This window comes from Bacillus sp. PPSBB_2, from assembly GCF_045291115.1.
GTDB lineage: Bacteria > Bacillota > Bacilli > Bacillales > Bacillaceae_G > Bacillus_A > Bacillus_A cereus.
The window spans coordinates 4,144,378-4,157,076 of the sequence record NZ_CP147983.1; the positions used below are offsets into that span (position 1 = coordinate 4,144,378).

Sequence of the window (12,699 nt, forward strand, 5' to 3'; positions counted from 1 at the left end):
AAACACCACCTCTTTAGGCAGAACCTTTTGCCCTATGTAACAAAACATCAGTAGGTGTTAGCCTACTGATGTTTTGATTTACTTTATATAAGTTTATGCACAGCTTGTATAAAAATGTCTCCTCTTTCTTCAAATGTTTTAAATTGATCCCAGCTTGCACACGCTGGAGAAAGAAGAACGACATCACCATCTTTAGAATGAGCATAAGCTTTCACCACTGCTTCATCTAAAGTATCGACACTTTCAATTATATCTAATCCTGCTTTTTCTGCCGCTCTTACTAGTTTGGGAGCTGTTTGTCCAAATGTTACAATCGCTTTTACATTTTTGAAATACGGAATTAAATCATCGAATTCATTTCCGCGATCAAGCCCACCTGCTAGTAACACAATCGGTTGTGTAAACGCAGATAGTGCTTTCTCAGTCGCTAACATATTCGTTGCTTTTGAATCATTATAAAACTTACGGTTGTTAATCGTTGTTACATATTCTAAACGATGTTTTACACCCGTAAAACGTTTTAACACGACCGTAATTGCTTCATTAGAAGTACCTAATAATTTCGCAATACTCATCGCAGCTAAAATATTTTCTAGATTATGTTGACCAGGTAAAACGATATCGCTTACTTCAACAACTTTTTCACCTTTGAAATAAAGAGCGTTATCTTTTATACACGCACCATCTTCAATTTCTTTCGTTGTCGAAAACAGGATTTTTTGACCTTTAGAATACGCAGACAAAGCCATCACATCCGCATCATCCGCATTTATTACACTATAATCATTTTCTGTTTGGTTTTTAAAAATATTTGCTTTTGCTAAACCATATTCTTTCTTCGTCCCATGATAATCTAAGTGGGCCTCAAATAAATTTAAAAACGCAGCAATTTTAGGTTGGAACAATTCTACTCCCATCAATTGAAACGATGAAAGTTCTGTAACTACAACTTCATTTTCTTTTGCATCCTGTGCTACTTCACACGCTACAGTTCCAATGTTCCCTGCAATTACAGGATGCTTTTGTCCTTCTTTTAGCATTTCAAATGTCAGCATTGTCGTCGTCGTTTTACCGTTAGACCCCGTAATCCCAACAAATGGTGCTTCTGAAATACGATATGCTAATTCAACTTCCGTAACAATCGGAATTTGTTTTTCTTTCGCAGCAACTAATATTGGATTAGAATACGGGATTCCTGGATTTTTTACTACAAGAGAAATATTTCTCTCTAATAATTCTAAAGGATGACCACCGCATACAACGTCCATTCCTTTTGCTTGTAATTCTGCAGCAAGTACATTCTCTGCTAAAGGCTTTCCGTCATTTACAATAACATTTGCCCCTAGCTTTTGTAACAATGTAGCTGCTGCATAACCACTTTTTGCAATACCCAATACAAGAATATTCTTATTTTGAAATTCAGTTACAGTTTTCAATTACATCCACACCCCGATATAAATTCCTAACACAGCTAATAAAAATCCTGCAGACCAAAACGTCACAACAACACGCCACTCTGACCAACCACATAATTCATAATGATGGTGTAATGGACTCATTTTAAAGACACGTTTTCCTGTTGTTTTAAATGAAATGACCTGAATGATAACCGATAAAGTTTCCATTACGAATACTCCGCCAATAATTACAAGTAGCAATTCTTGTTTTAATAAAATCGCTACAGCTGCAATGGCTCCACCTAAAGCTAATGAACCTGTATCTCCCATAAACACTTTTGCTGGATTCGCATTGAATACTAAAAATCCAAGTACAGCTCCTACAACTGCCATACAGAATATCGCTACTCCAAATTGCTCTTGTGCCACAGCAATAATACTAAATGCTCCAAATGCAATAGCAGCTGTTCCTGATAATAAACCATCTAAACCGTCAGTTAAGTTAACTGCATTTGATCCACCAATAAGCATAAATAGTACAAGTACGAAATACGCCCAACCTAATTCAAACTTAACATCCGTTCCCGGAATCATGATGTATGTGTGGAACGCTTGCCCTTTTCCAATTAAAAAGAATGCAATAGCAATAACAAGCTGACCTACTAATTTTTGCTTTGATGTTAAACCAAGATTTCTCTTCTTAACTACCTTTATGTAGTCATCTAAAAATCCAATCAATCCGTAACCAAACGTCACTAATAGTAATAATGAAACCTCTGCACCTAAATAATTAAACTTAATCGCCATAATAAGTGAAGTTACCATCATAGATACGTATATGACGATACCACCCATTGTCGGTGTCCCTGATTTTTTTTGATGTGACTTCGGTCCCTCATCACGAATACTCTGTCCGAACTTTAATTTTCTTAAAAATGGAATAAACAATGGCGAAAGGGCAACAGAAATTAAGAATGCTACCCCAGCCGTTACTAATAAACCTTGCTCAAGCACATGTAGTCCTCCTCTCACGTTGTTACTCTTCGTTGTTTAAACGCCCTGTAATTGCTTCTTTAGCAACTTCACGATCATCGAAATGATGAACTTCTTTACCAATAATTTGATACGTTTCATGCCCCTTACCAGCAATAATAATGATATCATCTGCTTTCGCTTTAGCGATTGCATGGTGTATTGCTTCTTTTCTATCAATGATCATTTCATAATTTTTCCCGCTTGCACCATGTACCATATCATCTAAAATAGCCGCTGGATCTTCACTTCTTGGATTATCTGATGTATAAATTGCATGAGTTGCATATTTTGTTGCAACACTTGCCATTATCGGTCTCTTCGTTCGGTCCCTATCGCCACCACAACCAACGATACAATACACATCACCTTTTGCAAATTGTTTTGCAGTTTTTAATACATTTTCTAAACTATCTGGCGTATGTGCGTAATCAACAATAACTGTATAATTTTGCCCTCCATCAACAACTTCAAAACGTCCTGGAACCCCAGCTAAATCCTTTATAACAGCAATGATTGTTTCTAATTTCACACCCGAAACAAGTCCTGCTGCTGTTGCTGCAAGTACGTTATATACATTAAATTTACCTATTAATTTCATCGTAACATTTACACTTTCATATGGTGTGACAAGCGTAAATGTAGTCCCGCCACTCGTCATAACGATATTTTTTGCCATAATGTCACTTGTTGTATCAATACCATATGTTACAACTGTTGCTGCAGTACTTCTCATATACTCTTCTGTTACATTATCATCGCTATTCAGCACAGCGTACTTTTCACGATTATGATTATAACTATTGCCAAGCTGTGCAAATAGTAACCCTTTTGCATGTTTATATTCTTCCATCGTTTTATGATAGTCTAAATGATCTTGTGTTAAATTCGTAAACACCGCTACATCGTAATCACATCCGTGTACACGACCAAGATTTAACGCATGTGACGAAACTTCCATTACCGTGCTGTCCACACCTTGTTCAACCATTTTTGAAAACGTCTGTTGAAGTGTTAGTGCATCTGGTGTTGTATTTTTCACCTCAAATGTTTCATCACCGATTTTCATATTAATCGTTCCAATTAGCCCTGTTTTATGACCATGTGCTCGCATAATCTCATCCATAATATGCGATGTTGTTGTCTTTCCATTTGTACCTGTAATTCCGATTAAATGTAACTTGTGTGTCGGTTGACCATAAAAATAATCAGCTAAAACCGCTAACGAACGAAAAGTATTTTTCACAAGTACAACTGGAACGTCAACATCAATTGGTCTTTCCGCAACAATAGCAGCCGCTCCTTGTGCCGCTGCTTGCTTAGCAAAATCATGGCTATCAACCGTATATCCTTTCATACATACAAATAAGCTTCCCTCTTTCACTTTACGTGAATCAGCTTCTATAGATGTGATTTCTGGATTTTCTTTTGGAACAACTGGAAAATCATGCAAACATGATACAAGTGTATGCAACTTCATTTCACTAAACCCTCTCTACATTGTTTATTTATCTTTTTTTCAGTAAGCAACACATTACCTCCTATATAAGGAGGTAAGTGCTACTGACCTATTTATGAATGAGACACTTACTGTCTCAAATTAAGTAACTGTTCTATAAAGAACTCACTTCCACCAATTGTACCATAAAACGTACTATGTTACCTTTAATTCCCGAAGTAAATTCTAATTTTTGAGCCTTCTTTTACTTTAGCTCCCGCTTCTGGTGATTGTTTAATTACTTTCTCTCCATCTCCACTTATATCAAGCTTCAAATCGACGAGTTGTGTTTGTAAGTCTTTCTTTTTCATTCCAATTAAATTCGGAACTTCCACAGTTGGTGTATCGCCCCATTTATATTCTTTCTCAACTTGTTCTTTTCTCGGTTTCACTCCCATAACAGGAAGCGCATCTCGAAGGATATTCCCGACAATCGGAGCTGCTACCACTCCACCAAACTGTGTAACCCCTTTTGGATTATCAACAGCAACATACACAACAATCTCTGGATCATCCGCTGGAGCAAATCCGATAAAAGATACTATATAATTATTCTCTAAATATTTACCATCTTTCACCTTTTGAGCAGTACCCGTTTTTCCACCTACACGAAATCCATCAATATAAGCACCTTTACCAGAACCTTTCGCTACAACATTCTCTAATGCATAACGAACTTTTTCTGAAGTTTCCTTGGAAATAACTTTTCTTTTCTCAACAGGTGTCTTTTTACTAACAACTTGATTATTTTTCGGATCAATAAACTCCTTAGCTATATACGGCTGATACAATGTTCCACCATTTACAGCCGCCGCTACAGCTGCTACTTGTTGAATTGGTGTAACAGAAACCCCTTGGCCGAATGAAGTTGTTGCTTGCTCTACTGGACCAACTTTATCTAAATTAAATAAAATCCCACTGCCTTCACCTTGCAAGTCAATTCCAGTCTTCTGCCCAAAACCAAAATTACGAATGTATTTAAATAATCGGTCTTTACCAAGGCGATCACCAAGTTCAATAAATCCCGGGTTACATGAGTTTTGAACGACTTCTAAAAACGTTTGACTGCCATGACCTCCTGCTTTCCAGCATTTCAATCTAGCTCCACCTACTTCAGCTGCTCCATCATCATAAAACGTATCCTTCTCTAAGTCTACTAAATTTTCATTCAATGCTGCAGCTAATGTAATGATCTTAAATGTTGAACCAGGCTCATACGTACTCCATACAGGTAGATTTCTGTTATACACTTCTGGAGAGACACTTTGAAAATCCGCCGGGTCAAAACTCGGTCGACTAGACATACCTAAAATTTCACCATTTTTAGGATTCATTGCAATCGCAATCATACCGTCAGGATTATAAGTTGACTCCGCAATATTCATTTCTCTTTCCATAATCCTTGTAATACGCGCATCGATTGTTAATCCTAAATTTAAACCAGCTTCTGGCTTTTTGAAATCATCACCAACATTAGGCATCCTTTGTCCTTTCGCATCTGCAAAAAAACGCACATGACCTTTGTCCCCATTTAGCTCTTTATCATAATATTTTTCTAGTCCCATAAGACCTTGGTTATCGCTACCTGCAAAACCTAATACATGTGATAAAAAGTTTCCAAATGGATAGTACCGGATAGAATCCTCTGCGATATACACGCCCTTCAAACTTAATCCTCGTACTTCTTTCGCTTTGTCATGTGATATTTTCCTTCCGCCTTTATCTAACCTTACAATCGATTCTTTTTTTGTAATCCTTTTATAAATCTCATCTTTTTCCACACCTAATACTGCAGCTAACTTCTCTGCAGTCTCTGCTGGTTTTTCAATTTGCCTCGGTACAACAAAGACAGTTGGAGCACTTTTATTCGTGGCAAGTTCCACACCATTTCGGTCTAAAATTTTCCCACGTTCGGGTTCAAAAGTAATATTACGACTCCATGAATCTTTCGCACGATCCGTTAACATATTCCCAAGAAAAAATTGCACATATCCAAGACGAATATCGATAATAGTGAAAATAAGTATACCTGATATAAGTATAAAAATAAGTCGTTTTCTAACTGTTACATTTGATACACGCATATCGGAACAAGCCTCCCTTACGCCTAGCTTGTTCCAATATATGCTTGTACTTATTTAATTAGAACTTATTCTCTTTTACCATTACGGCTTTTCTGCTTCTTGCTGTGGTTCGAGTGGCGGTACGAGTGTGACACCTAATTCTGTACCAGGTTGTAATAATGTTCCTTCCGCCACACTTTGTTCTGTTACGTATCCTGTACCAGAAGGTTTCAAGTTAAGCTGTAATGTCTTCGCTAAATTCATAACATCACGCAGTGCCCATCCTTGTATATTTGGCATTGTAGGCTTATCTCCTACCAAGAAGACTCGGTCGCCTTTTAATGTTTGTTCAGTCGCTTTTGGTACTTGTTGCTGTACTTTCCCTTCACCTAGTACGATTGGACGAAGTTTTGCTTTATCAATCGCTTTCCCCGCTTCAGCCATCGTTTTACCAGTTACATCTGGAACAGTAGTTTGTTGTTCTTTCAGATGTTTTTTCGGATCTTTCACTTCATTTGGCTTAATCTTTAAATACTCTAAACTATTTTTTGTTACATATTTAAAAATATCAGCTAAAGGTTGTGCGCCGTTCTCGTCATCTTTTAATTTCGGCTGTTTAACAGCTACATACACGACAAGTTGTGGATCGTCCATTGGTGCCATACCTAAGAATGAGAATATATAATTCTGTCTTCCTGTCATATAGCCGCCTTTTCCATCCGGAATTTGCGCTGTACCTGTTTTACCACCAACTGAATATCCATCAATTTTATAAGCTGTCCCTGTACCTTTCGGAGATGTAACAACACGTTCTAATAACTGTCTTACTTGCGCTGCTGTTTCTTTTGTAACAGGTTTTCCTACTTCTTCTGGCTTATGTTCTAATTTTACTTTGTCTGTTATCGGATCTACAATTTTATCAATTGCATAAGGTTTCATCATTTTCCCATCATTTGCAATGGCCGTTGCAGCTTGTACAAGCTGAATTGGTGTTACAGTGGAACCTTGTCCAAAAGCTGTTGTCACTTGTTGTATTTGCTGATCAAATAAAATTGTATTCGATCCTTCACCTGATAAATCAATGTTCGTTTTTTCATCTAATCCAAAACTATGAATATATTTTCGGAAACGTTCTGGACCAAGTTTTTGATCTCCTAAAATTGCAAACGCTACGTTTGAAGAACGCTCTACCCCTTCATCAAACGTGATAGAGCCCCAACCAGCACCGCCATTATGATCTTTTATTTTCCTATTTCCGACTTGATATGTCCCGGATTGATAATAATCTTGTCCTTTGTACACACCTTCATTAATAGCTGCCGCTAACGTAAAAATTTTCATTGTTGATCCAGGTTCAAATGCATTGGCAATCGCGTCATTGAAGAAATATTTAATTTGGCGATCATTAGGGTCATAACTAGGTTTAGTAGACATCGCTAATATTTTCCCAGTTTTCGGATCTGCAACAATCCCTATTAAACTTTCTGGCTCATATTGCTTACTTGCTGCTTTCATCGCGTCTTCTAAATAACTTTGGACACGTTGATCAATTGTTAAATAAGCGTTATCTCCATTTTTAGGTGCCTTTACATTAACTTTTCCCCCATCAAGGGACACACCTTTACGATCACCTGTATATGCTACTTCTCCGTTCGAAGCACTTAAGTATTTATCCAAGCTTTTCTCTATGCCAAATTGACCTACCGAGGTTCCATTCTCATTTGGTTTTGCATGACCTATAACGTAAGATGCAAAATCACCGTTTGGATACACCCTTGCATTTTCTGTAATAAAAGATATTCCCGGCAACTTCAACGCTTCTATTTGTTCCTTCTTTTCTTTCGTCAAATCCTTGCCTAACGTTCCAAATTCGACTTGACTTCTACCTTCCTTGTTTAAAGAAGCTAAAATATCCTCTTCGCCTTTTCCAAGTACTCCTGCAATTTTCTTTGCAGTATCTTCTTTATTCTCAACTGAGTTAGCACCTTTTAGTGCAGCTACCATTTTGTAAGAGTTTGCGTCTTGCGCTAACACATGACCGTTTTGATCATAAATGGTTCCTCGGTTCGCTTCAAGAACTCCTGTTTTACTATGCTTTTGTTTAGCAAGTGCATCTAAATCCTGATTATGAACTGTTCCTGTTGATTGTATGTAAAAAAATCGGGCTAATAACAGCAAAAAGAGCAGGAGGAAAAATATCATAAAATAACCTGCTCCCTTATTGGTATGAAATTTAGTCATATTCTTCTTCATCGTTCCTTCACACCTATTGCCTTATTTGAGGCCTTTCACATTATTCGCATTAATTTCTAGACCGTGTTTTTTTGCAACTTCAGCGATCCGTTCATAGCGACTTAACTTCTCTACTTCAGCTTGTAATTCTTGATTTTCTTTTTGCTGCTGTACAATTTTTTCTTCTATCGTCGCTGCTTCTACATTAACTTGATAAAGGCCTGCTTTATTTCCAATAAACGCGACACAGGCATACAATAAAAAGCCAATAAACGCTACATACAACAGTTTTTCGATTCTTGTAATTTTCGCTTTAACCTTCGGCTTAGCCATCTGCTGTGGGGGCGTTTGAATTTGCACCTCTTCTTGCGCTTGTTGTTTGTACTTTACAGCTAAATTAGTCATACCTCTCTCTCCCTTTTATCGTTTTTCAGCGATTCTCAACTTCGCAGAACGCGCACGATTATTTTCTTCTAGCTCTATATCAGAAGGTAAAATCGGTTTTCTTGTAATAAGCTTTAATTTCGGCTTAAATTCATCAGGAATAATCGGTAATCCTGGCGGCAATTGTGGCGTTGTACTATTTCGCTTAAACGTTGTTTTACAAATACGATCTTCTAATGAATGGAATGTTATAACACTAACCCTTCCACCTGGCTTAACCATCTCAATAGCAGATTCCAATGCTTCTTCAAATACTTTTAATTCATCATTTACAGCTATACGAATTGCCTGAAACACTCGCTTAGCAGGATGCCCACCCGTTCTGCGAGCAGGAGCCGGAATACCTTCTTTAATTAGCTCTACTAATTCTCCTGTCGTTTCAATAGCTTTATTCTCACGATAAGCTTCAATTTTTCTTGCAATTTGTTTTGAAAATTTCTCTTCACCGTATTGGAAGAAAATCCTTACAAGTTGTTCATATGACCAGCTATTTACAACATCGTACGCTGTTAATGGGGCATCTTGATCCATCCGCATATCTAGCGGTGCATCATGATGATAACTAAAGCCTCGTTCTGGTGTATCTAATTGTGGGGATGAAACACCTAAATCAAATAAAATACCGTCTACTTCTGTTATACCTATTTCCTGCAGTTTTTCAGCTAAATAACGGAAGTTACTCTTTACTGTTATAAACTGTTCACCGTATGAAGAGAACTTTTCTTTCGCGTTTTGAATCGCTATCTCATCTTGATCAAACGCTATTAATTTTCCACCTTCAGTTAATTGGGATAATAAATAAGAACTATGTCCTCCTCCCCCCAGTGTACAATCTACATATGTACCATCTGGCTTTATATCTAAGCCGTCTACTGTTTCCTTTAAAAGCACTGTTACGTGTTTAAACATTGTTGCACCTACTCTTTTTCCAATTAATTATGTTGAATGTATCCCTTCCTCTAAACACATATTTCACGCTTAGAGAATGAAATAATACGAAAGAACGACTCATTTAACTTACCAACAAAGGCAACATACTATACAAATCGCTATTTTCTTTTATTATATACTAAATTTTATCATCTTTTGCGGGAATTTAAATAAAAAACTGTCGAAAAAGCGAATAATACGTTTACATTTTGTGCTATTTTGTCATATATTTAAGTATCCAACACAATTGCCATATTTAACACTTTTTTGATTGATAATTCAGAAAAAAATCACTTCACAGTAAATTCAACGGAATAAAAATAAAATCCTGCTCCAAAGAGCAAGATTTTATAGTTTTATAACATGATGTTTTCCGTCCCAAGAAAAAGGGTTTTCCATTACACGATCAACGAAATCCAAACCAAACTGATTTAAATAATAACATACATTCCACACACGTTCTTGCGGTGCACCTAATGGACGAAGTGCGAATTGTATACGGCGGAATTTATTTAGCTGAACCTCATACTTTTTCTCAACATTTCTTTTCAACATTCTTTCCAGCAGTTCAATTTGTTCATTAATTTTCAATTCGTTTTTCCCTGCAAACGCACCTAACCCTGGCTCTATTTTCTTTACAAATTGCTGTAAAGATGTATGAATATCGGCAATTTCTTTTTTCGCCTTTTCAAAATGATCATCAATCGGTTCCTCTATTTGATTAGACAACCAGTTTTCACGCAATTTATCGACATCATTTAAAAACGGATCACTTTCTCTCAATTGCAAATCAAATAAATCCGTCGCTATATCTCTCTCCACATAAGTAATTGTAAGACGAGGAACGACAGGTGGCATTTGAAAACCGACAGTATGGAATACTTGTTGTAATTCACTCCAATAAGCTAATTCTCCTGGACCTCCAATAAATGCGAGCGTAGGAAATACATACTCTTGCATAAGAGGACGTGTTACAACATTATTACTAAAACGTGCTGGATTTCTCTCCATCTCTTCAATCAACTCTTCGTATGAAAAGGAATGCGCCCCATCCTTTCCAACAAACTTACCTTGTTGATCTTCAAGCAATACTCGTTCATTATCTATTTCCATGAATATATGCACTGCATGAGACTTCGTTTCAATAATCGGTTTGTATCCTAGTTCTTTAATTACTTCTTGCTGATTACGAAGCCCCTCTTGTATCTCTTTATACTTACTTATAATTCGCTTGAAAAATGGAATTTCTAACTTTCTTAATTCAGGATGATGTGAATCAACAAGGATTAAACCAGAATTAGCAAAGATTTTCGTAATAAGATGAGCAAAGAAATCTACATACGTATTCGATTTTTTCAAAGCATCATCAACAAATTTTAATACATCCTTTGTAAAATTTGTTTCTGGGTATGTTTTAAAAATCTCTTCAATCCAATTTCTACAATCTTCAACAGAAAGTTCAGACTCAGAAGCACTCGCCTTTTTCGGATTACGGTCATAAAAAATAGTTTTTTTCATCTTTTTATTTTTCGCTACAAAAGTATGGTTAATCTCATCCATATCATGGTCTTCACCCGCAATCCAGAAGACAGGGACAACTTTAACTCCTAAACTTTCTTCCTTTTCCTTTGCAAGCTGTAAAATTGAAATAACTTTATGAATTGTATAAAGCGGTCCAGTTAATAACCCTGCTTGTTGTCCAGCTATAACAACATATGTATTTTCATCTCCAAGCGCTTTTACATTTTGAAGTGTAGATTCTCCCGCTTGTAATTTTGTATTATATTCTAATAAATGCGCTACTAAATCTTGGCGGAAAAACTCCCTTTCACGCAAATCATGTAAACGTTGTTTAAAAGCATCTTCTGTTAACATATAATCAAAACATGACTGTATCTCTTTTTTACCGTTCATATAGTCCGCTACAACACCTTGTTGCGGAACAGAGATTTCTTTTATCTCCATATAATTCTTCCTTTCGTATCCAGTTCTCTCACCAATCCACATTGTAGTCAATGTTTCACGTAAAAGCAAAGAATAACACTTATACTCTTGTTTCTAACCCTTTTATTGCATCGAACAAAAATTGAAGTGTCGGAACTGGTAGTTGCTGTTTCTTAGCTTCTTCTAATACATATCCAACAATCGCATTAATTTCCGTCTGTCTATTCGCTCTTACATCCGCTAACATAGAGGATGTATTACGAGACGTTCCTTCACACACATTTCGTACCATTTGCCATACCATTTCTTTTTCTCCTCTAATAAGAAATGCGACCTCCTGAAACACTTGCTCCATCATTTGATAAAAAAAACGATTCGTGATTAATTCACCATTCTTAACTCCCAATAGTGCTGTCAATGGATTGATACATACATTTACTACTAATTTTTTGTGCATAATCTCTTCCCAATCCGTTTCTATTTGAACTGGAAAATAAGTAACAGGAAAATAACGGCATATTTTCTTGAAATGTATAGATTGACCACAAACCACTCCAAATTTTGTTACCCCTATCCCAGTATGATGAACGATATGCCCTCCCTCTTTTTTCGCACCATGTTCTACAATACCAACAGCTATATTTTCACTCCCTATTTTCAGCATCTTTTGAAGATGCGACATTCCGTTTTGCAAAAAGATTAATGATGATGCCCCTTCCACAAACGGTAGTACGTCATCTATATGATATTGCTTCACAGAAATAAATATATAATCTAAATTTTGTGCTACCATACTTTCTATCGGTAAAACAGATGGATATACTGTTTCACATCTTCCATCTCTAATACAAGTTACACCTGTTTCATTCAACTCTTCAGCCTGCTTAGCCGTTCTTGTAAACAACGTAACATCTTGGTTACTTTTTTGTAAATAAAATGTATACAATAGACCAATAGCACCTGGTCCGACAATTCCAATTTTCATTTTCACACAAGGGATTCACATTAAGCGCCCTTGCCTCCCCTCCTTTTTATATCTTTTTAAAGTACATGAGCACGCCCTATAATTTCGTTGTCCTCTGCCAAACAAATACACTCTCTTTTTTCGCTATGTATAATACTGCCTATTAATACACTTATACTCTTAGTTTAGCAAATC

General features: G+C 36.5%; 9 protein-coding genes. All 9 read right to left on the minus strand.

Annotated features, from left to right (window positions below):
• Positions 1-83: 83 nt before the first annotated feature.
• On the minus strand, positions 84-1,436 hold the full coding sequence (murD, locus tag V6946_RS20595; RefSeq protein WP_000860116.1) for a UDP-N-acetylmuramoyl-L-alanine--D-glutamate ligase: 1,353 nt from the start codon (positions 1,434-1,436) through the stop codon (positions 84-86).
• Entirely contained in the window at positions 1,437-2,411 is a 975-nt protein-coding gene (gene mraY / locus V6946_RS20600) for a phospho-N-acetylmuramoyl-pentapeptide-transferase (protein WP_000893060.1), read from the minus strand. It lies immediately after the preceding gene.
• Between the two features lie 22 nt (positions 2,412-2,433).
• Positions 2,434-3,909 carry a UDP-N-acetylmuramoyl-L-alanyl-D-glutamate--2,6-diaminopimelate ligase gene (gene murE, locus V6946_RS20605; protein ID WP_000766320.1) on the minus strand — a complete coding sequence of 492 codons (1,476 nt, stop codon included), beginning with the start codon at positions 3,907-3,909 and terminating at the stop codon, positions 2,434-2,436.
• 185 nt (positions 3,910-4,094) lie between these two features.
• Complete coding sequence (locus V6946_RS20610; RefSeq protein WP_006928290.1) at positions 4,095-6,011, minus strand: stage V sporulation protein D; 1,917 nt, start codon at positions 6,009-6,011, stop codon at positions 4,095-4,097.
• Positions 6,012-6,092: 81 nt separating this feature from the next.
• Complete coding sequence (locus tag V6946_RS20615) at positions 6,093-8,192, minus strand: penicillin-binding protein (protein ID WP_006928288.1); 2,100 nt, start codon at positions 8,190-8,192, stop codon at positions 6,093-6,095.
• A 72-nt stretch (positions 8,193-8,264) separates the two neighbouring features.
• Positions 8,265-8,627, minus strand: coding sequence for a cell division protein FtsL (gene ftsL / locus V6946_RS20620; protein ID WP_000182804.1), 363 nt, complete (start codon positions 8,625-8,627; stop codon positions 8,265-8,267).
• Between the two features lie 15 nt (positions 8,628-8,642).
• Positions 8,643-9,575 carry a 16S rRNA (cytosine(1402)-N(4))-methyltransferase RsmH gene (rsmH, locus tag V6946_RS20625; protein WP_000472508.1) on the minus strand — a complete coding sequence of 311 codons (933 nt, stop codon included), beginning with the start codon at positions 9,573-9,575 and terminating at the stop codon, positions 8,643-8,645.
• A gap of 369 nt (positions 9,576-9,944) precedes the next feature.
• Positions 9,945-11,561, minus strand: coding sequence for a bacillithiol biosynthesis cysteine-adding enzyme BshC (gene bshC, locus V6946_RS20630; RefSeq protein ID WP_006928286.1), 1,617 nt, complete (start codon positions 11,559-11,561; stop codon positions 9,945-9,947).
• Between the two features lie 79 nt (positions 11,562-11,640).
• Complete coding sequence (gene panE, locus V6946_RS20635) at positions 11,641-12,525, minus strand: 2-dehydropantoate 2-reductase (RefSeq protein ID WP_033687782.1); 885 nt, start codon at positions 12,523-12,525, stop codon at positions 11,641-11,643.
• Between the last annotated feature and the right edge of the window lie 174 nt (positions 12,526-12,699).